The organism is Wolbachia endosymbiont of Zygogramma bicolorata (assembly GCF_051130665.1).
In the GTDB taxonomy this organism is placed as follows: Bacteria; Pseudomonadota; Alphaproteobacteria; order Rickettsiales; family Anaplasmataceae; genus Wolbachia.
Window position 1 is genome coordinate 827568 of sequence record NZ_CP149530.1, and the last position, 21946, is coordinate 849513.

A 21946-nucleotide genomic window follows, 5' to 3' on the forward strand; every position below is an offset into this window, starting at 1 on the left:
TTATTAGCATTGTAAAAGTTTTTGTTTCTATTGAATGACAGTTGTAGCCTATGCAAGAAGTCTATTGACTTTGAGCGCACTTTAGCCTATACAATTTTAATATCTTAAACTACTGGACATGCCCGATCTAAAGACAATGATGTTAAATTTTGGCCCTCAGCACCCAGCTGCACATGGAGTGTTGCGCCTTGTTTTAGAGATGGACGGCGAAGTGGTTGAGAGAGCTGATCCTCATATTGGGCTTTTGCATCGTGGTACTGAAAAATTAATAGAACATAAAACGTATCTTCAAGCTTTGCCTTATTTTGATCGCCTTGACTATGTGTCACCAATGTCACAAGAGCATGCGTATTCACTATGTGTAGAGGAATTGTTGCAATGCGAAATTCCAATTAGGGCAAAGTATTTACGTGTCTTGTTTTGTGAACTGACGAGAATACTAAATCATTTACTGAACGTTTCTTCTCAAGCGCTTGATGTTGGAGCAATGACCCCTCTTTTATGGCTCTTTGAAGAAAGAGAAAAAATACTGGAATTTTACGAAAGAGCTTCAGGCGCAAGGTTTCACGCAGCTTACATCAGACCAGGTGGAGTTGCAGCAGATGTTCCAGAAGGCTTGATTGAGGATATTGCAAAGTTTATAGAGCAATTTCCAAAGTATATAGACGATGTTGATGAACTTTTAACAGAAAATAGGATATGGAAGCAACGCACTGTAGGAATCAGTGAAATATCAATTAAACAGGCACTTGACTGGGGCTTTAGTGGACCAATGCTGCGTGCTGCTGGGCTTGCTTGGGATTTGCGAAAAAGCCAGCCATATGAAATATATGATCAGCTAGATTTTGATATACCTATTGGCCAAAATGGCGATTGTTATGACCGTTATCTAGTTAGAATGGCAGAGATTAGGCAGTCTGTTAGCTTGGTGAAGCAGTGTATAGAGAAAATGCCTGGAGGCCCAATAAAAACTGAAGATAGAAAAATTTCTCCACCGCCAAGAGCAGAGATGAAAAAATCTATGGAAGCTCTTATTCACCATTTTAAACTTTACTCAGAAGGATATCACGTACCAAAAGGTGAAGCTTACACAGCTGTTGAGGCACCAAAAGGTGAGTTTGGAGTGTATATAGTTTCAGATGGTACCAATAGACCTTATAGATGCCGAATAAGAGCACCTGGCTTTGCACATTTACAAGCTTTGGATTTTATGGCAAAAGGACACATGCTTGCCGACGTTGCAGCAATTATTGGCTCACTCGATATAGTTTTTGGTGAGATTGATAGGTAATTATTGTAAAATAGTAACTCAACTAATGGTCAATACATCTTCTATTAAAAATTGTACAAATTCATTGCCATTCCAGTAATTCATAGAGATTTTACCCAAAATGGCTTTAACATTACCCTGCATGATAGCAGAGCCAAGGTGAGTATTTGCAGAGCGAAATGCAATAGCTCTTACCATAACATTATCATCAGCAATAAAACATTTTATATGGTCAACTCCTATAACTTCAGGCTTTCTTATCTTTGCTCCCTGAATGATAAACCTTGGTTCAGGATTCCCAACTCCAAATGGTCCCAAGCGTTGCAGTTGGTTCCACAGAGATAAGTTTATTGCTTTAGCAGTTACTATACTATCAGCTTTTAAAGTTTTCTCATTTATAGAGTTTGAAAATCTTTCAGTAAAAAAATCATGCAAATCATTTATTTTGTCTTCTTTAATTGAAAATCCTGCCGCCATACTATGGCCACCACCTTCAATAATTAAATTTGTAAACTTTGCGGAAAGGACTGCAGCACCGATATCAACTCCCAAAATTGATCTACAGCTTGCTTTTCCTATTCCATTGTTTAAAGACATCACTATTGTTGGTAAGTGAAACTGCTCCTTTAGCCTCGATGCAATTATACCGATTATTCCCTGGTGCCAGTTGCCGCTTACCATTATAAAATTTACACCTAATTGGGCAAATTTTTCCGCTTGTGCTGTAGTTTCCAAGAGAGCCTCATTTTCTAACACTTTCCTTGCATTATTCAAATCTATTAATTTTAGCGCGATTGAATGTGCCTCTTCATCATCATCGGTGGAAAGCAACCTTGCACCGAGCGATGCTTCTCCAATTCTTCCTCCAGCATTTATGCATGGCCCAATACTAAACCCTAATCGTGAAACACTTGGTTTTTCAAGGATCCCCAAAGCATCAAATAAAACACGCAAGCCAACGTTTTTTCTTGCTGACATAACTTTTAATCCTTGTGAGACAAATGCTCTATTGAGGCCTGTAATCTGCATAACATCGCAAACAGTTCCAAGGGCAACTAAATCCAGCAGATCAAATAAATCTGGTTCTTTTTTGTTGGTAAAAAATCCTTGCTCACGTAGGCTTTTATTAAGAGCAATAATCAGCAGAAATGACACTCCAACTGCTGCAAGGTTAGTATAAGGAGAGCTTTCATCAAGGCGGTTTGGGTTAACAACTGCTACGGCGCTTGGTAACTTTTCCGTACCAAGATGATGATCGACAACTATAATATCAAGACCAAAGACCTTTGCATCTTCTATTGGTTGATATGCAAGCGTACCGCAATCAACGGAAATACATAAATCGATCCCGTTTTTTTTAAGTTGTAATAAAGCATCTGTGTTTAATCCATAGCCCTCATCAACACGATCTGGAATGTAGATTATAGAGTGTATATCGATTGCTCTCAGGTACCTGTTAATCAATGCTGACGACGTTGCACCATCAACATCATAGTCACCAAATATTGCAATGTTTTCATTATTTTTTATTGCCCGTATTATACGAGAAACAGCTTTATCCATATCAAGAAGGTGAAAGGGATCTGGTAATAGCGATCTGATTAGTGGATATAAGAAGTCGCTCGCATTTTCTATGTTAACACCACGAGTAACCAATATTCTTGCTAGTACTTCTGGCAACTCAAATCTCTGTATAAGAGTTAAGATTTCCCTTTGATCTGCTTCTTGCAACTTCCACAATGCATTTGTTATGCTGCGCTTTTCAATTTCAAGTAGCATATTCTTTGTAAATAAAACTACTTTACCAGAACTTTTAAACTTGTTCTATAATTGTATTAGATGCACAGTTCCAGAGTGTGATGGTATGATAAAATGTGAGAAAAAAATATCATCAAGGGAGGAATTATGGGACAAGTATTACATGGGTGCGCCAGAACAACAGAGACAATTCGTAGAGCAATACAAAATAGTAAAGAGAGCATAGCAAAACTCTCCAAGTGTTATAACCTTAAACCAAAAACTATTATTAAGTGGAGAAAACGCTCATTTACCAAAGATGCTGGTATGGGTCCAAAGCATCCAAGATCAACTGTTTTAACTTTAGAAGAGGAGTGTTGCATTTCGTAAGCATACTCTATTGCCATTAGATGACTGTCTCTACGCTTTGCAAACCTCAATCCCACATTTGAGTCGCTCCAGCTTACATCGTTGTTTACAAAGGCACAACATTAGCAGACTACCAGATGTCGATGGTGAAGTTAAATCAAGAAAGAAATTCAAACAATATCCTATAGGCTATTTCCATATTGATATCGCGGAAGTTATACCAAATCTCATAAATAAGCAGGCAAATAACTCACAGAACAAATGGTTTTGATCGAACTTTCCGTAATATTACGAATGAATGCACATACAGTATCCTCCAATAAACTAACAGAGTCATATATTCTATTTTTAATGAGATTGTCTTTCAAATATTGCCATAAACGCTCTACTGGATTTAACTCTGGTGAATATGGAGGTAAATAGATTAAGGTAATATTTTGTGGTATTTTTAAACCTTTGGATCTATGCCATCCTGCACAATCCACAACAAGAAATGCCTCCCTTGTTCCTAAATATTGTGACATCTGCTCAAGGAATATATTCATACAATCAGTATTGACGTTTGGTACGAATAAGCTAGAACTCTCTCGATTTCTAGGATTAACTGCACTATAGAGATAAAAGTTTTGCCTACCTAATTTTACCTTAACCTGTGTCCTAATGCCTTTTTTAAACCACCCGTGTCCAATCTTTGAATGTGTGCCAAACCGCGACTCATCGAAGAAAAATAGCTCTTTTTCGGGATACGTGACAATAGTTTCATTAAGATTTTTTTTTAAACTCTTCTTGTTTATTTTTATCCTGTTTATTGTGCACAGGCCTTGGAGTAATATACGAAAAACCTAACTTTTGCATCAGTCTATGTGCTGTAGACTTACTTACCTCAATAGAAAACATTTTCTCAATTATGATTTTTAATTTCTTAGCCGTTAGGTTGGCTCCTTCTTCTGCTATGACATTTTTAATTTCTTCTTGCTGCTTGTAGCTCAACTTCGGCTTTACTCCACGTCCTGGTTGTATTTTAAACGCATTGACTCCTCCTTCCTTAAATCTTGTAATCCACTTCATCAATGTAGTTCTAGTAATTCGGTATATTTGAGCAACTTTTGTTATTCCATATTCTTTTGCAGATATTATTGCCTGTAATCTTCTTCCTATCTCTCCTCTTATGCCGTGCTTCTTTAATTCCAGGTTACACTTATTATATAATTCTTCTCCTATTGCTTTACTTTTTCCTGCCATAACTCCCCACTAATTCTTAAATTATTCTATTTTAGAAATTTTTCTTTATTCCTCTATTTATTTTTAGGAATTGGTATAACTGGTATAGTTTCACAGATTATGTGATAAAAAGAATTGGTGAGTTAAATAAGTTAAAAAGGAATTCTGAAGTTGCTAGTGATATAGTGTATAATTTGGTATCAGCAGGGGCAGTATTGTATAATGAAAATAGTATTAATGTAATTAACGAACTGGAATTAGAATTTAAGTATCATAAAAATAATATCTTTGATGCTTATGCGAGCTACGTCGATAATGCTTATAAACTTGTTAAAGTTGCAAGAAGTGCAGCCAATAATAAGCTGAATGATGTAAGAATGGATAACACTGTTCTTTATTTCGAATATTCAGAAGATAGCACAATAAATGTTGCAATGATCACAGATAAAGTAAGAGATCTAGAGCTAAATCAGAAAGAGGTAGGATATAGAAGAAGTATAATAAAGATCGGAAAAAGCGAGGTGGATATTATAACAGAAAATGGTATAAGGAATTACACTAACCTTGCAGATAATAGTGATATAGTGTTAACTTTCCCTACCAGTCAGGGAGAGTTAGAAGTTAGATTATATCCTGATAAGCAAAATGAAGGTCAAATAAGGGTAGAAGTAAATAATCAAGATCTGCTAGAGCAATTAAAAAATTGTGGAGAAAAATTAGGTAAGAATTGTTTACTTGGTGGATATTCGGTTTATGATGCTATTGAGCAGGGGTATTTTAAAAGGTATGGAAAACCTAGTCAATCTCATAGTACATCTAAAACTTGGGCAGATAAAGTACAAGAATCAAGGAAAAGTCAGCGTGAGGAGATATTAAATTTATGAGCAAAAAATGAAGCAAAAGATATTGGCTTTGCTATTTCAAAAACATCTTGCTTTATTTTATTATTTTAGTAGTAGTATAATATTTTGGGAGGATTTATGCATAATGCAATAGAACAAAACAACCTTAGTAAGGTTAAAGAGCTTGTTAGAAATGGAGCAAGTATTCACACTAGAGATGTAAGTGGCAGAAAGCCTATGCATTCAGCTGCCAAGTTTGGTCGTAATAATATTATAGAGTTTTTGTTAAGCAAAAAAGTAAGTATTGATGATGTTAACAGTAATGACAGTACACCACTACACTTTGCTGCTGGATATGGTCAGTTAGATACTGTAAAGTTTCTTGTAGGCAAAGGAGCTAACATTAATTTTAAGAATAGCATTGGTGGCAGAAAACCTATACATGATGCTATCATTGGAGGTCATAAAAATATTGTGGAGTTCTTATTAAGCAAGGGAGTGAGTATTAATGATGCTGATGAAATTGGTAGAACCACATTACACTATGCTGCATCCGAGAATAAATTAGAAGTGGCAAAATTTCTAATTGATAAAGGGGCTAATATTTATGCTAATAATACTTGTGGTCAAGAGCCTATGCATCTTGCTGCTTACGCAGGGCACGTAAATATTATAGATTTGTTCTTAAGTAAAGGAGTAAGCATTGAAAATACCGATAAAAATGGTTTAACTCCACTACACTATGCTGCTCGATTTGATCACTTAGATCTTACAAAATTTCTACTTAATAAAGGAGCTAATATTCATGCTAAAACCATTAAGGGTCAAAAACCTATACATCTTGCTGCCCGCGGAGGATACAAAACTGCTAATACTGCTAATATTGTAAAGTGCTTCTTAAGCAGCGGAGTAAGTATTAATGATACTGATACAAATGGGTTAACTCCGCTACATTATGCTGCTAAACATGCTGAATTGGAGGCTGTAAAACTGCTAATAGATGAAGGGGCTGATATTCATGCTCAAACTGTTGATGGTCAAAAGCCTATACATCTTGCCGCTCGCGGAGGAGGACGAACAACCCCTAATGTTATAGAGCTATTCTTAAATAAGGGAGTAAGCATTAATGAAATTGATGCAAATGGTTTGACTCCGCTACACTATACTGCTGGTGTTGATGGGTATTTTAAAGAAATCACTGCAAGGTTTCTAATTAATAGAGGTGCCAATACTCAAGTTAAAGATAATAATGGCAAAACACCTTTAGATCTTGCTAGAGAAACTGGACGTATGGGAATTGCAAGTATGTTAAGTACTACAAAAGTGACGGATGTATCGTTACAACAGCACTCTGGATCGAGTAAATTTCCTAGTAGAGTTTGAGAAGGATAACGGGAGAAAAACTTTATCTATTTAAAGTAGAAAATTATCATAAATTTTGTGTTAATTTAAAACTAATTAGTGTTAAAAATTTAAGTGATCTAGCTATTTTCAACAACCAAAACCAGCTAGCGTGAGAAGAAGTTTTCTTGGGATGCGTTGGTCTACCATGTGTACCGTACGAACTTTTCTTTATAATAATTTTACTATGCGCTAAAACTAGCTATATTGGCTCACTTTTGCTAAATTTACATAGGAACTATTTTATCTAACTCCTTTCCAAGGATTTCAAAATTCTATTTTCACAATCCTATTTTTATGCTGTTTGTTCTCAAAAATATACGACCTTTTTTGAAGGAGTAAACAATTGAATTCTTTATAACACTAACTAGCATGATACTTTTACTAAAGTATTTTTTGAAAAAGTTAGTTGACTCATAAATAATTCTCTACTAATACTGGCATGTGTTTTTTATTCTGCTGAAGTGGCTCCGCAGGTTACTGTATAAGCTTCAGCAGTTTTTGCACTCCTTTAAAGCATCATATTCCTATATATTAAATATCGCTAGTGCTTCTCAATTTTGTTGATCTATAGTAAAACTGGCTAAAACTTGGAGTCATAAGCAACTTTTAACCTCTCTATATACTCCATTGTTACTCACCATAAAAACTTAACAAAAGCTTAACGACGTGAGTAGTAAAAAGATTATGGTTATTGACTTAATATTATATATCGCATACAATATATCATATATATTAGCTTAAGGGATAAGTATGGGTGAGTCTACTGGGATGATAAAATCTATCATCAATCAACTAAAACCAAAATCCAAACCAGAACTATCTGATATTGAATATGAATCCATTATAGAACATCTATCATCTAAAGAACATTTATTAAATGAGCTGATGAATGATATGTGGTACTCAGGAGATTTACCATCAGTTAGAAACTATAATGAACCATCATCTTTGATAGATAGCAAACTTGGATTAAGTGAACAGATTTGTGTTTGGTTTTCTCTAGATCATGATCTTACACCAAGTCAAAAAAATTTAAACAAAAAGTTACTTAGTGCTCTAAAATGCTTAGCTTCTAACTGTGGTTCATTTGATAATACTGAGCCCCTTGAAGAATTTTTACATGATAATAAAAACAATAAAGATTTAAAAGTAATTCTTAACCTAAGAAGAGGAGAATCTCAATCAACAGTATTGCATGCGATTGCAGGAGCAAATATTGGTGGATTTCGTCGCACAGGAAATCAGGCTATAGATTTACTCTTAGAAGCAGGCGCAGATCCTAACATACAAGATAATAAAGGAAAAACACCATTATACCTTGCTGCTGCCAAAGGTCACCACGATAATGCAAACTCTCTTCTTTTGAAAGGAGCTAAACCTAATATAACAAGTAGAAAGGGCAAAACTCCACAACAAATAGCAACTAATAAACTCTGCTATAATATAGAAGAATTATTTTTAACTGATAAACAGAAAAAGATGAATAAGGAATTGTATGACTTACTTGTGTGTGATTCAGACTGCACTAAAAATTTAAAGGAGTTTTTAAGTAAGCATAAAAGAGATTCAGACCTAAAAGTGGTGCTAAATATTCGGCAAGGAATGGGTGAATCAAAAGTGTTTTCGTATGTTGATCGTTTTGCTTGGGATAATGAAGATCTTGCTCAAGAGTTAAGAAAAATATTTCTAGAAGCAGGAGCATTAGATTATGATAAAAATATTATTTATCGTCAGCAAAAGAAAGGACAGGTCAGTAAATTACTCGTTAATTTAACCTCAAATCAAAAGGAAAAGTTAAATGAGTTTTCTGATAAGGTGTTTCAGGCTCAAAATATGGCTGAACTTGAAAAGATTGTAAACGATGCTATAAAGTCTGGTGTACGATTAAACTATTCTCTTTCACAAGATTTCTTTTCAGGTAATGAGTACACTTTTACCGATTATGTGATGAAAAAAATCAGTGAATTAGAAAAAAATCCTAAAGTTGCTAGTAATATAATATGTCAATTAGTATCAAAAGGGGCAGTGTTTGGTAATACAGTTGATGCTAACACACTGACATCAGAATTTAAAGAGCATAAAACTAACCTAAAAAAAGCTTATAGAGATTATATTAGCAATTCTCATAAGTTTATTGAAATCGCAAAAAGTGCAACCAATAGCGAGCTAAAAGATGCAAGAGTAGACAATTCCGTTTTTTACTTAGAATATTCTAAAGATAGTAAAATAGACATTATAAAGATAACAGATGGGGCAAGGGATTTAGGTCTAACCGATGGAGATGTAAAGTGTGGAAGAAATATAGTAAAGATCGGTAGTAGTGAAGTAGAAATTCAAACCGAAGGTGGAATAAGGTATTACACAGATCTTACAGAAGGCAGCGATATAGTATTAACCTTCTATACTAGTTTGGGAAATGTAGATGTTAGACTGTATCCTGACATACAGGATAAAAGCAAAATTATAGTAAAAGTGAGTAATAGAGAGGAAATATTAGAAAAATTCAAAGATCGAAAAGAAGAATTAGGTAATGATTGCGCACTTGGTGAAGATTGGGTTTATGATGCTATTGAAAATGGGTACTTTGAAAGAGCTGGTGGATTAATGCGCCCTGAGGTAATAACCGAGTCTAACAACAAATGGACAGAACGTGAAGAGTTAAGAAGGACTTCTGATCCTAGGAGAGAAGTTTCTAGGTAGATTAATTTGCTAAAAAAGTTGAAGATTATTATTTAAATATAAACTACTGTAATTTATAGATTAAGGAGTTCGTACCAATGTCTATGATCTTTTAAGAATACTCTTTTATATTGTTTTTAAGCTGGCTACAAAATGAGGATATGGAACATACAATTGGCTGAGCCGCCTTTTACAGAATTTCTCTCCAGATCTACTATTAAAATATGCAGCTAAAATTGGATACATCTTCTACCGCTGTTGCATCTAATATGCCAAAATCTTCATCATTTATATTGATATTTTCGCATAATTGATTTTGTAACATTTATTTGCTCTTCTGTATCAATTTCAACATCTTTTTGTGTGGCTCTTTGTAGTAGCTCCTTTTGCAATAACCTTTTTTAAGGGAATGTTCAAAAAAGTGTGTCAAGCCGAAAAAAAGTAATAAATTGATATAAAAAATGGAGGTTTGACATGAGTCAAAAAATAGCAAATAGAACTACTGGATTGGTAGATTACAAAGAATTAGAAACAAACATCCTGTCGTCTATACGAGAAGGTAGGCCACTGATGGGAAGAGATGGTGCATTAACGCCATTTATAAAAAGGCTGCTTGAAGCTAGTCTAGAGGGTGAAATAGAACATCATTTATCTGCTGGAAGTGAAGAAAATAATCGTAGAAACGGGAGGAATGGCAAGACTTTGAAGACAAGCGCAGGTTCATTTGAACTATTGACGCCAAGAGACAGAGAAGGAAGTTTTGAACCGCAAATAGTGAAAAAAAGGCAAACAAGCCTACATCCGGAACTTGAAGCAAAGGTTTTAAGCACATACGCTAGTGGCATGGGGTATAGGGACATAGCATCGCATGTAGAGGAGATGTATGACCACAAAATATCTGCAGCAGAAATATCCAATATCACTGACAAATTACTGCCAGTAATCAACGAATGGCGCAGTCGTCCATTGCAGTCTGTATATCCAATAGTGTTCATGGTTTTTTAAGGTCAAGGAGGACGGACATTGCATAAGTAAATGCATGTATAATATATTGGGTATAAATCAAAATGGCAGAAAAGAAGTATTAGGTTTTTATTTGGCTGAAAGTGAAGGAGCTAACTTCTGGTTGGGAGTGCTAAATGACCTCAAAGAAAGAGGAGTAGAAGATATCCTTATTGCCTGCGTTGATGGGCTGAAAAGCTTTCCTGCAGCTATAAACAGTGTCTTTCCTAATGCGGAAGTGCAGATGTGTATAGTGCATCAGATACGCAACTCACTGAAGTATGTGGCCAGTAAAGATGCGAAGAGTTTTTTGAGCGATTTAAAGAAGGTATATCAAGCTTCAAGCAAGGAAATTGCCGAGAATTATCTGTTGGAATTGGATGAAAAATGGGGCACAAAGTACCCTATGGTTATAAAATCTTGGCAGAATAATTGGGAAAACTTGTCTGGTTATTTTAAGTATTCTGGTCCAGTTAGGAGGATAATCTACACCACCAATCCCATAGAGGGGCTACATAGGCAAATTAGGAAATTCACTAAGACCAAAGGCTCATTTACCAGCATAAATGCCTTGTATAAGCAGGTATATTGTGCTATAAAGAAGGCAGAGGAAAAGTGGACGATGCCTGTACATGATTGGGCTTTAACTATCTCTCAACTTGATGTTTTCTTTCCTGGCAGATTGAAAATTGAGTTGAACTAAAAATGCGGTTTGACACAGTTTATTTAACACTCCCCAAAAAAGTTAAAGATTATTATTTAAATATAAACTTCTATAATTTAGTAACCGTTCACGGAGATAAGGTGGTTTACAAAGTAAGTATAAAAGTGTAAAGAGATAGGAAGCTAAATATGGAATGGGTAAATGACAACAGTGCTGCAAGAAAAGGTTGTAGCAGAAAACGCTAATCTCAAGGAAGAAATAAAAGCACTGATCAGAGAAAATGATAGCTTGAAAGCAAAAATAGTTGAATTAGAAGACAAATTGGGCTTAAATTCGCAAAATTCATCGCTGCCACCATCACGAGATATATATCGTAAGAAAGCAAAAAAGAAAAGTGATAAAAAACCAGGAGGTCAGCCAGGACATAAGGTGCATAAGCGTGAATTAATGGCTGCAGACGAGGTAGTGAGATGCACAATTGATACAATTTGTATGTGTGGAGGTAAGATTACTTTAGAAGATGAAATTATTCATCAGAAGGCAGAGTTGCCAGAAATTAAGCCAATTGTAACTGAGTACAGGTTGCAAAGAGGACATTGTAGAGTATGTAATAAAAGAATTACAGCAAATTTACCCGAAGGTGTTGCAAGAGATTTTCTAGGACCCAATGCTAAAACAGTTATAAGCAGCCTTAGCGGCTTTTTTATTAACTCAAAAAGAGAGGTACAGCAAATTTTGGGCAGTATTTTTAATCTAAATATAAGCCTTGGTTTAGTCTCAAATACTGAACGCAGGGTATCGAAGAAGTGTGCATCTGAATATGAGAAAATGAAGGAAGAGTTGCAAGGAAGCGAGTATTTGCATATAGACGAAACAGGGCACAGAAATCAAGGAAAGAGAGGCTGGAGTTGGGTAATAACAAACAAAGCGTTGACACTTCTGAAGGTAAGCGAGTCTCGTGGTAAGAAGGTGTTGAAGAGTTTACTGCCAGAATATGATGGTATATTTGTGAGCGATAGATACGCTGTATACAATTACTTCAATCGTGAAAATAGACAGATATGTTGGGCACATCTGGCAAGAGATTTTGAGAGATTTGCCCATAGTAAAAATGTTGAAGTGAGCAAAATTGGCCAAGCACTAAAATCGCTCAGCAATAAGGTGTTTGTAGTAGATAAGGCAAAAAAACAAAATTTGATAGATAATTTGAGATTTTATCGACTGGTGCGAAAAATTCGGAAAAGGGTAAAACATTTTTTACGTAAAATGACGAGGGTTGCAAATAGCACTCAAGCTTCAAGAATGGCCGCTAAGATGTTACGATCTGAGGATATGATGTGGAAGTTTTTAAGAAAACCTGAAGTGATAGAAACAACTAATAACCTTGCAGAACGGCAAATTAGACGGTACGTAATTTATCGTAAAAACAGCTTTTTCACCTGGTCAGAACGTGGAGAAAGATTCGTGGAAAGAATGTTGTCGATATTTTTGACATCACGTCTCAATGGCCAGAACCCCTTTCAAAAGCTACAGAATCTAGTAGCTGTCACTGCTTAGTTCTTTAATTCATTCTCACAATCCGTGAACGGTTACTTTGAAAAAGTCTCTGGTCCAAGTAGTCAAGCTACTTGGATGACAAGAGCTAACGCAAGAAGTTTACTTTTAATAAAAGCCTGATGATGAATCATTATTACCAAATTTCGGCTTATTTCTGTTGCTGAAACCAGAACGAGGACGAGAAGGCTTCTTATGGTAACTTCCTCCAGGTTTTCTATTAAATGAATTATTGTAATAATTATCCCTGTCATTTGGACCATCTTTCCTTTCCTCGTTGTAAAGCTCACCTTCAAAAAACTCTCCCGTCTCTTGATCAACTCGACGTCTTGACAACTTTGGACATCCACCTTTTTCGAAGTCAATTACTAGTGCTTTGAAAGTATCATCTTGTTTAAGTATGCTCTCTATAGAATCTATGTGTTCATTAGCTACTTCACTTATGTGCATTTTTCCTTTTCTGCCATTAAGAAATTCAAGCTCTACAATAGACTTCTCTATTTTTACAACTTTGACATCAACTATAGAACCTTGTTCTAGTTCTGTTATTGAATCAATCATCATACTCTTTGCAATTTCAGCTTCAGTGCCACTCGTGGCAAAAACAGAAACTTTACCATCATCTCCTATTTCAATTTTTGCATTACTTCTTTCACACACACTGCGTATATTTTTTCCTTTAGCACCAATAGCTGCAGAAATTTTGTCTTTATCTATGTAAAATGATAACATCCTTGGTGCATGGTCTTTGACGTCATCACTGTGTTCTGAAATCACTGCATTCATTTTTTCTAAAATATGTAATCTTCCAGCTTTTGCCTGTTCTAAAGATTTTTCAACAATTTCAAAGCTTATACCAGAAATTTTCATATCCATTTGTAGTGCCGTAACCCCTTCACTAGTTCCTACTACTTTAAAGTCCATATCACCAAGATAATCTTCATCACCCAATATATCGGAAAGTATCACATACTCGTCTTTATCTTTAATAAGGCCCATAGCAATTCCAGCAACAGGGGCCTTTATTGGCACACCCGTATCCATTAAAGCAAGAGAAGTCCCACAAACTGTTGCCATAGAAGAAGAACCATCAGACTCCAAAATTTCGGATACTACTCTTATTGTATAAGGAAATTCAGATTTATCGGGTAAAACAGGATGAATTGCTTTCCAAGCAAGTTTGCCATGACCGATTTCTCTTCTTCCTGGTGCACGTGCAGCAGAAGTTTCTCCAACAGCAAATGAGGGAAAGTTATAATGCAACATGAAATGCTCACGTCTATCCCCTTCAATATCATCCACAATTTGCTCATCTTGAGTAGTACCAAGAGCAGTAACAACCAATGCCTGAGTGTTGCCTCTTGTAAACAGCGCAGAACCGTGAGTTCTGGACAGAATATCAACTTCAACTTCTATCTGACGTATCTCATCATGCTTACGACCGTCTATCCTTACACCTTTCTTCCTAATTATTTCACGTACTAAAGATCTTTCAAAGTTTTTTACTGCATACGTAATTAACTTTTCATCTTTTCCAGTCTCTTTAAGAGTATTCAATATATTCTCTCTGACCGCTTCTAGAGCTTGAACTCGCTCTTGTTTTACTGTTTGCGAATATGCTTTTTCAAAATCTTTACCGTATTTTTCGAGCTCTTGTGTTATATCTGATGTATCAACAGGAGCAAAGCTTTCAGGCTCATTGCCAACTGTATCAGCAAACTCTTTTATGAGCTTAATGACAGGTTTAAGGTGTTCATGGCCAAATTTTATTGCATTAAAAACATTTTCTTCAGAGAGCTCTTTCACTTCTGACTCAACCATTAAAATCGAATTTTCATCACCAGACAAAAACAGATCCAAGCTGCTTGCTTTCATCTCTTGAACAGAAGGGTTGAGTATATAGTTATTATTTTCATCACAACCAACTATCACTCCAGCTATAGTAAAGTGAAAAGGAACACCAGAAACCGCAAGAGCTGCAACAGCACCAATCAATGCTGGCACTTCAGGAGGATTGACTGTATCATAAGTTAATAGATTACACACCACACTAATTTCATCATGAAATCCTTCCGGAAAGAGTGGCCTTACACTCCTATCTATTACTCTTGAGATTAAAGTTTCTCTATCAGATGGCTTGCCTTCTCTTTTAAAAAAACCACCAGGGATCTTACCCATGGCATAGCTTTTTGCGATAAACTGCACATTTAAAGGTAGGAAATCAACGCTTTCTTCCTTCTTTTTACGTACAACAGTTACTAAAACAGAAGTATCGCCGTAATTTACAACTACTGAACCATGAGCTTGGCGTGCTATTTTTCCTGTTTCTAAAGATAAGGCACGACCACCCCACTCTATAGATTTTTTTATAATTTTAAACATACTAAATTCCTCGATTATTTTCTAATGCCTAACTTCTCTATTAATTCCTGGTAGGCTTCATTACCAAATTTACGCTTTATATAATTTAAGTGCTTGCGTCTTCTACCTATCAATATAAGTAAACCACGCTTAGAGTGATGGTCATGCTTGTGCACTTTAAAATGCTCAGTTAAGTTACTGATCCTCTCGGTCAAAATTGCACATTGTACAAAAGATGAACCTGTATCATCCTCTTTAATCGCATATATATTTATCAAACTCTTTTTCTTTTCGGATGTTATCGACATCTAAACCTCATTTTAAATATTAAAAACACGAATAGGTTTCACACAACCATAAATAAAACTGCAGATTGCAATAGGTACACTACCCACTATCGTACAACAAATATCATAATTCTTTAAATTACGCAAGTTATTTAATACAACTTCCTGACCTTTTCTGATTTTCCCCGCATCTTCTGGGGAAATTTCAATTTTGAACATCGATTTTAAAGCCGATTCAATGGGAATGATGAAACTTTTTGCATTACTCCCTGTACCTTCTATTACTCCAGTATCACCTTTTGTTATCGGAGAGTAAGTTATTGTGTTTCTTTCAGCGAGCTGTTCAATTGTCACTGATTCGTTTTCTCTAAAGTCACCTACCATAGTTCTTCTTAATTTCGTAATGTGTCCAAAACAATTTAATGCAATGCCAAGATCCCGAGCAATTGATCTCACATATACACCACTACCGCACATCATAGAAAAATTTGCACTATTATTTATGGTGTCCACAGATATCAATTTCAGCTCATGTATTTTGACTTGTCGGGGTTTTATATTTACCTTTTGCCCACTTCTTGCCAATTTATACGCCCTTGCTCCTTTAATTTTTATTGCTGAAAATTGAGGAGGAGTCTGCTTGATCTCACCAATAAAATTTTTAATTGCACAATTTATTTGATTATATTCGGGTTTTATATCGCTAGTTCTAATGATATCACCACCCAAATCATCCGTTGTTCTTTGTTCGCCCCATTTTATTGTAAAATCGTATGCCTTTAAGTCACAAGATAAATACGGTATAGTTTTTGTTGCCTCGCCAAGAGCAATTGGCAACACACCTGAAGCTAAAGGATCAAGTGTTCCCAGATGACCAGCTTTCTTAATTCCAAAGATCTTTTTAACTTGGGTTACAGCTTGTGCAGAACTAATTCCTATTGGTTTATCGAGATTCAGCCAGCCGTGTATCATATGTGAATTATATACAGCTGATGACAGTTTAGGAAGCAGCTTGAAATATATACTTTAAATAATAATGTAAAAAATAGCTTGACTAACATGCATCTATTAACACATACTTAATCTTTTTAAGGGGACTATTATGACTATAAATACAAATAAAAGCATATTGAAGTGGGAAAACACTGCACATATAACAAAAATGAGTATTGAAGGTTTAGTTGCACTTGCATCTTTAGCGGGAGCAATAACGGCAATATTAATTGCTACTAAAGTAATTGCTGGACCTGCATCTTTAGCACTTGTTGCTAGCCCTGCTGGAATTGCAGTTCTATTTATTGCCGCTGTATATTTTGCCGCAGCAGCTTATGCTTCATATCAGCAAATGCAGAAGAATGAAGAAATAGGAGTGAACGGTACAAATGGTAAGGATGGTAAGGATGGTAAAGATGCAAACTTTGCTACTCTTGTCAAAAATGTGCTAAAGAGTGGTACGATTGTTGAAGAAACAGTTAAACAAGAAGGCGATAACGATGTTCAGCAATTATTCCTGACACTTCCAATTGCTGATTACGAAGAACTAGCAAAAAATAATGAACCAGTTCACATATTATTAGCAAATGGGAAAGTTGTTAAGCTTGCACACGTAGTTCCTGAAAATAATGCTACTGAATATAAGGCGCAAATAACTAAAGTTGCTGAAAAAACAACTGTTGCTGACATGAAAGAAGAGTTAGGTATAACTACTGATTCTCAGCCATTAAAAGTTGCGGTGAGTAATGAAGATTTCGAAGCTTTAAAAGATAAAATAGCAACTAACTTAGCAGATGTTGCATTAGAAAATGCTATATCAAACGCTAAAAAAGTTTAAAGTTAATGAAAGAAGAGGTAGAGGTGGTTCTGCCTCTTTTTTTTCATTTGAGAAGAGTTACGGTAATCTATCCCACATCTCAACTACATCCTTATTAAACTCTATTATCTCTACTTTTTTAAATTGGTAACAGTTGTTGATGGATTGAATTCCTAAATTCCCTATAAAGGGGATGGCATCATTACCTAAAATTTTACCACTGCGGCAGATTATCAGCCTGTCGATTAAACTATGCTTCAGTAGCTCTGTGATTAACACTCCTCCACCTTCAACTAATAACCTTGTTATGCCAATTTCTGAAACAAGTTTTGATGCCATGTCTTTTAGGCAGACTTTATCGATAATGTCAGGCTCCGATGTCATTCCAGCGCGTGACGCTGGAATCCAGTTTTCATTATGCAATTGCTTGAAGTTTTCTGGATCCCAGTGTCTGGGCACTGGGATGACAGGAGAAGGCGTTAGAATGACAGGAGAGTGTGTTGGGGTGACATCTGGAATAACAGGAGGTTTGTGATTTGAATTGACTATCAAATAATTAATGTTTTTTATTTTTCTCTCTATTTCTCTGTTTGTAATCACCCAAGTTATTACTTTATCTGCAGTCTTTGCAATATTATGCTCTTCCTGCAATTTTTCCTGGCTATCAATAATTAGCCTTATTGGCGATCTATTTTCAAGTCCTGGTAATCTGCAAGTTAAGAGTGGATTATCGTTAATAAGAGTATTGCTGCCAATCATAATTGCATCATATTTTGCTCTGAGCTCATGCACCCAATTTCTCGTATCTTCACTTGTTATCCATTTGCTATCGCCTGTAAATGTTGCGATTTTTCCGTCAAGAGTTGTTGCAATTTTGCAAGCTATAAATGGTCTATGAAATTCTTTAGTGGTGAAAAAACCGACATTCAGTTCTTCTGCCTCTTTGTGCATAATACCTTGCTCAACTTCAATTCCTGCTTCTTTCAGAGCTTTAATGCCTCCACCTGAAACTCTGCTATCTGGGTCAATAGTTGCAATTACTACCCTTTTTATTCCAGCTCTTATGATTTCCGCAGTACATGGTCCTGTAACTCCAAAGTGGCAACATGGCTCGAGCGTGATATACATAGTTGCACCATGGGTTAAACCTTCTGCACTTTGCAAAGCAACCACTTCTGCATGTGGGCGCCCACCTACTCCTGTATATCCCTCACCAATGATTATACCATCTTTTACAATAACACACCCGACAGTAGGATTTGACGCAACATTCCCAAGATTTTTTTCTGCAAGCCTTAATGCAATTGACATGAAATGATCATCAGTCATTAGAAAGAAGTCATTTCATATGAAGTGTCGAATATTCTCCTGTGCTCATGTATAGCAAATCTATCTGTCATTCCCGAGATATAGTCGCATATTACTATTGAACGCTGGGATTCACAAGCAAGTTTGCTCCACTCTGTAGGAAGTAATCTTGGATTTTCATAAAAACATTGAAAAAGTTCCTGTATTATGCGTTTCGCTTTGTTCATCGTTCTACTCAGTTTATAGCTTCTGTATATTTTCTCCATGTTGAATCTTTTCATTTCTTTTGTAGCATTCGCAACTTCTGGTGAAAATGTGACTAGCATTTTATTTAGACTTCTTACGTCTTCTACGCTTTTTATTTTGTGATTTTCAATATTTCTTTCAGTCTGAGAAACAACATCACTTATCATAGTTCCTATAGTTCCACTCAGTGATTCATGTATGAGTTTGCTCTGAGGTAATTCTGAATATCTGCTCCTTATGTCTTTAAACATTTTTTCAATTAAAGGAACATTCAGCAAATCTTCGATGGTTACTAAATTTGCTCTGAGTGCATCATCAAGATCGTGAACACTGTAAGCAATATCATCGGCAATTGAAGCAACTTGCGCTTCAATGCTTGAAAATTCCTCAAGTTTTAGATCATATTTTTCATTATATTTTAATAACAGCTGATTATTTGTAGAAGACTCCGCGTTTTGACCAAGCAAGGGACCATTATGTTTTGCAACCCCTTCAATCACCTCCCAACTTAGATTCATACCATCAAAATCAGCATGTTTTTGTTCAAGATAAGTTAAAATCCTTATAGCTTGAACATTATGATCAAACTCATACTTCTCACTATCAACTTGAACTAGAGCATCCTCACCTGTGTGACCAAATGGGGGATGACCAAGGTCATGTGCAAGCGCTATGCATTCAGTGATGTCCTCATCTAAGCTGAGCCTGCGTGCGATGGATCTTGCAATTTGTGCAACTTCAAGGCTATGAGTCAGCCGAGTGCGATAGTAATCGTGCTCGTAATTGATAAAAACTTGTGTTTTGTACCCCAATTTCCTAAACGCATTAGAGTGAACAATGCGATCCCTATCACGCTGAAAGCAGCTGCGATTCTCATCTTCTGGCTCTTTGAAGTATCTCCCTTTTGTTTTGCTTGGAAAGCATGCATAACTTAATAGAAAATTATTGTTTGACATGTAAAATTTCTACTATAATAAATTATCAATAATAAACGGTGGTTACTATGTCAACAAATTACAACATCAACTTAACTGATAATGCACTAAAAAAAATCCACTTTCTTGCAGAGCAGGAAGGGGATAAGAGTTCCGTTTTGCGGGTTGCAGTTTCAGGCGGTGGATGTTCTGGCTTCAAATACAATTTTCTTATGGATCAAATGAATAAAAATCTATCTTTGGATGATGAAGATGATGATTACGATGATGAGTTTGATGACGAAGACGAAGATGATGACTACGAAGAAAGCGAGGACTATAGAAGCCACTCCAATTTTAGCGAAAAAGGTAAAGATATAGTAATTAATGATGAAAATGGAAACCCTGTATTAATGGTTGATAATTGTTCAGCAAAATTTTTAAATAACTCAGTTATAGATTATACTGAGGATCTCAGTGGTTCTGGTTTTCAAATAAAGAATACCCTTGCTAAGTCTCAATGTGGTTGTGGTAACAGTTTTTCGGTTTAATTATTACCAAAATTTAGATGCCTTCTGGGTCTTTTAAACATGGGTGATAATGTAGCTCTAGAACTAACTTCTGTAGATAAAAGCTTCAAGGACAATTCTGCTGTTGTAAAAGACATCAACCTAAGTGTCACAAGAGGGCAAGTAGTAGCGCTGATTGGCAATTCAGGTGCAGGAAAAACAACTATATTGCAAATCGCAGGCTTGTTGGACAAGCCAACTTCAGGTATAGTTACGATAGATGGAATAAATTGCACACAAGCTAATAATAAGCATAAAACCCATGTAAGAAGAAATTTTCTTAGTTTTGTTTATCAATTTCACTATTTGTTACAAGAGTTATCGGTGTTGGAAAATATTATGCTTCCTCAACTTATTGCAGGAAAAAGCAAAGCTGAAGCAAAAAAAAATTCGCAAGCAATGTTGGAAAAATTTGGTCTGGAAAACAAAGCAAGTAGCATGGTATCTGAAGTTTCGGGTGGGGAAAGGCAGAGAGTTGCAATTGCAAGAAGCATTGTAAATTCTCCAAAGCTTTTACTTGCAGATGAGCCAACAGGAAATTTAGATCCAACAAATTCTTTTAACGTGTTTTTACTGCTACATTCATACGTAAAGGAAAATAACAGCTCTATGCTTATAGTAACGCACAATCATCTCCTTGCAGAAAAGGCAGACTGCATTTTCCAATTGAGAGATCGATCATTAGTGAAGTTGTGAATAGGAAAAATAGCACAATTTAAAACTACCTATGCCTTATACTTATCTAACCAATGATCATTAACAGAGTACAACTCGCATGAAACGCTTTCATTGCTTTTTATACACGGACTTTTTAACTTACGCTGTTTACTTAGGGAACACCCCGATAACATAAACACAGCTAAAACAAAAAATAATAGCTTTTTAAACATAACAAAACCTTTTCATTTATATTACTACACTCATTTCTCTTGTTTGTAAAGGTTAGGCATATTCTTTTACCCTTACCTCTTTTTTGACCTTTTGAGAAGAAATAGCTGCACTGTTTAAGCGCAGTTTTATATAACCATCTACGATTTGAGTCACTTCCTCTTCTTTATCCCTTAGAAAGTGATTAGTATCGTCTATTATATGGTATTTCATGTGATCACTTTTTACTGAATTTATTAACCTTTTTGCTAATTCTGTTACATCGCTTTCTTCTGAGATTTTATCGTTACTGCTTTGTATTATAAGCCCAGAAACTGGACAGGGAGAAAGAAAAGAAAAATCGTACTTAGTTACCGGAAGAGAAAGAGCAATAAAACCCACTATCTCAGGGCGACGGATTGTTAGCTGCATAGCCACCCATGCTCCAAAAGAAAAACCAGCGATCCAAATTGGAACGTTGCTAGGATTATGTTCCTGAAGCCAATCAATAGCTACCGCAGCGTCAGTTAATTCTCCTATACCCTTATCAAAAGTTCCGGTAGATTTTCCCACACCACGAAAGTTAATTTTCAATGCAGAAAAATTGTTATTGATAAAAGACGTATATATACCATGTACAATTTTACTACCCATATTACCACCATATTGAGGGTGATGATGTAAAACCAGCACAACCGGCGCGTTGGTATCTTTGCTTTGGTGGTATTCACCTTCTATCTTTCTTGTTGCATTATTCAAAAAAACTTCTACCACGGTAACTCCTAATAAAAACCTGCTTGACAGGTATTGATGACATGAATTATTAATTATGTATTAATTTC

17 protein-coding genes and 2 pseudogenes are annotated in these 21946 nt (G+C 35.7%); 11 read left to right on the forward strand and 8 right to left on the reverse strand.

Going from position 1 to position 21946, the window contains the following annotated elements:
* Nucleotides 1-118: 118 nt before the first annotated feature.
* Nucleotides 119-1291, forward strand: a complete 1173-nt coding sequence (locus tag WKH12_RS03925) for an NADH-quinone oxidoreductase subunit D (RefSeq protein WP_264731771.1) — start codon at nucleotides 119-121, stop codon at nucleotides 1289-1291.
* Nucleotides 1292-1309: 18 nt separating this feature from the next.
* Here WKH12_RS03925 and recJ read toward each other — a convergent pair whose 3' ends face one another.
* Nucleotides 1310-3049 (reverse strand): single-stranded-DNA-specific exonuclease RecJ, encoded by a 1740-nt coding sequence (recJ, locus tag WKH12_RS03930; RefSeq protein WP_434732060.1) that lies wholly within the window; start codon nucleotides 3047-3049, stop codon nucleotides 1310-1312.
* On the opposite strand from recJ, the gene WKH12_RS03935 reads away from it, so the two are divergent.
* The gene (locus tag WKH12_RS03935; RefSeq protein ID WP_434732685.1) at nucleotides 3021-3254 is read left to right on the forward strand and encodes a hypothetical protein; all 234 of its coding nucleotides are present in this window, start codon (nucleotides 3021-3023) and stop codon (nucleotides 3252-3254) included. The genes recJ and WKH12_RS03935 overlap by 29 nt on opposite strands.
* Nucleotides 3176-3593: pseudogene (locus WKH12_RS03940) on the forward strand (IS481 family transposase); the annotation flags it as partial. The gene WKH12_RS03935 and the pseudogene WKH12_RS03940, both read left to right, overlap by 79 nt.
* A 10-nt stretch (nucleotides 3594-3603) precedes the next feature.
* Here the strand turns inward: WKH12_RS03940 and WKH12_RS03945 are convergent.
* A protein-coding gene (locus WKH12_RS03945; RefSeq protein WP_434732061.1) for an IS630 family transposase occupies nucleotides 3604-4618 on the reverse strand; the annotation gives its coding sequence in 2 pieces (ribosomal slippage) (nucleotides 3604-4152 and nucleotides 4154-4618; 1014 coding nt in all).
* Between the two features lie 101 nt (nucleotides 4619-4719).
* On the opposite strand from WKH12_RS03945, the gene WKH12_RS03950 reads away from it, so the two are divergent.
* The 5 genes and pseudogenes from WKH12_RS03950 (at nucleotide 4720) to tnpC (ending at nucleotide 12745) form a co-directional block, all read left to right on the forward strand.
* Nucleotides 4720-5481 (forward strand): hypothetical protein, encoded by a 762-nt coding sequence (locus WKH12_RS03950; RefSeq protein ID WP_434732062.1) that lies wholly within the window; start codon nucleotides 4720-4722, stop codon nucleotides 5479-5481.
* Between the two features lie 96 nt (nucleotides 5482-5577).
* Complete coding sequence (locus WKH12_RS03955) at nucleotides 5578-6822, forward strand: ankyrin repeat domain-containing protein (protein ID WP_434732063.1); 1245 nt, start codon at nucleotides 5578-5580, stop codon at nucleotides 6820-6822.
* 789 nt (nucleotides 6823-7611) lie between these two features.
* Nucleotides 7612-9543, forward strand: a complete 1932-nt coding sequence (locus tag WKH12_RS03960) for an ankyrin repeat domain-containing protein (RefSeq protein ID WP_434732064.1) — start codon at nucleotides 7612-7614, stop codon at nucleotides 9541-9543.
* Nucleotides 9544-9996: 453 nt separating this feature from the next.
* A pseudogene (locus WKH12_RS03965) lies at nucleotides 9997-11227 on the forward strand (IS256 family transposase).
* Between the two features lie 162 nt (nucleotides 11228-11389).
* On the forward strand, nucleotides 11390-12745 hold the full coding sequence (tnpC, locus tag WKH12_RS03970; protein ID WP_434732010.1) for an IS66 family transposase: 1356 nt from the start codon (nucleotides 11390-11392) through the stop codon (nucleotides 12743-12745).
* Between the two features lie 105 nt (nucleotides 12746-12850).
* Here the strand turns inward: tnpC and pnp are convergent, their stop codons facing one another.
* From pnp to truB, 3 genes are read right to left on the reverse strand one after another with little or no spacing between them, the layout of a single operon-like run.
* Nucleotides 12851-15124 carry a polyribonucleotide nucleotidyltransferase gene (gene pnp / locus WKH12_RS03975; protein WP_434732065.1) on the reverse strand — a complete coding sequence of 758 codons (2274 nt, stop codon included), beginning with the start codon at nucleotides 15122-15124 and terminating at the stop codon, nucleotides 12851-12853.
* Between the two features lie 14 nt (nucleotides 15125-15138).
* On the reverse strand, nucleotides 15139-15411 hold the full coding sequence (gene rpsO, locus WKH12_RS03980) for a 30S ribosomal protein S15 (RefSeq protein WP_006279944.1): 273 nt from the start codon (nucleotides 15409-15411) through the stop codon (nucleotides 15139-15141).
* A 12-nt stretch (nucleotides 15412-15423) separates the two neighbouring features.
* The gene (truB, locus tag WKH12_RS03985; RefSeq protein WP_434732650.1) at nucleotides 15424-16359 is read right to left on the reverse strand and encodes a tRNA pseudouridine(55) synthase TruB; all 936 of its coding nucleotides are present in this window, start codon (nucleotides 16357-16359) and stop codon (nucleotides 15424-15426) included.
* Between the two features lie 133 nt (nucleotides 16360-16492).
* Between truB and WKH12_RS03990 the strand changes: the two genes are divergently transcribed.
* Nucleotides 16493-17221 (forward strand): hypothetical protein, encoded by a 729-nt coding sequence (locus WKH12_RS03990; protein WP_434732066.1) that lies wholly within the window; start codon nucleotides 16493-16495, stop codon nucleotides 17219-17221.
* A gap of 57 nt (nucleotides 17222-17278) precedes the next feature.
* Here WKH12_RS03990 and ribD read toward each other — a convergent pair whose 3' ends face one another.
* Both ribD and WKH12_RS04000 read right to left on the reverse strand, forming a co-directional pair.
* A complete protein-coding gene (ribD, locus tag WKH12_RS03995; RefSeq protein WP_434732067.1) occupies nucleotides 17279-18529 on the reverse strand; it encodes a bifunctional diaminohydroxyphosphoribosylaminopyrimidine deaminase/5-amino-6-(5-phosphoribosylamino)uracil reductase RibD in 1251 nt (416 codons plus the stop codon).
* Entirely contained in the window at nucleotides 18529-19710 is a 1182-nt protein-coding gene (locus tag WKH12_RS04000) for a deoxyguanosinetriphosphate triphosphohydrolase (RefSeq protein WP_341822954.1), read from the reverse strand. The genes ribD and WKH12_RS04000 overlap by 1 nt, the downstream gene beginning before the upstream one ends.
* A 47-nt stretch (nucleotides 19711-19757) precedes the next feature.
* Here WKH12_RS04000 and WKH12_RS04005 point away from each other — a divergent pair, with 47 nt between their 5' ends.
* Entirely contained in the window at nucleotides 19758-20219 is a 462-nt protein-coding gene (locus WKH12_RS04005; protein WP_253309915.1) for a HesB/IscA family protein, read from the forward strand.
* A 39-nt stretch (nucleotides 20220-20258) separates the two neighbouring features.
* Nucleotides 20259-20933, forward strand: a complete 675-nt coding sequence (locus tag WKH12_RS04010) for an ABC transporter ATP-binding protein (RefSeq protein WP_253309781.1) — start codon at nucleotides 20259-20261, stop codon at nucleotides 20931-20933.
* A 246-nt stretch (nucleotides 20934-21179) separates the two neighbouring features.
* Here the strand turns inward: WKH12_RS04010 and WKH12_RS04015 are convergent, their stop codons facing one another.
* Entirely contained in the window at nucleotides 21180-21878 is a 699-nt protein-coding gene (locus WKH12_RS04015) for an alpha/beta hydrolase (protein ID WP_434732068.1), read from the reverse strand.
* Between the last annotated feature and the right edge of the window lie 68 nt (nucleotides 21879-21946).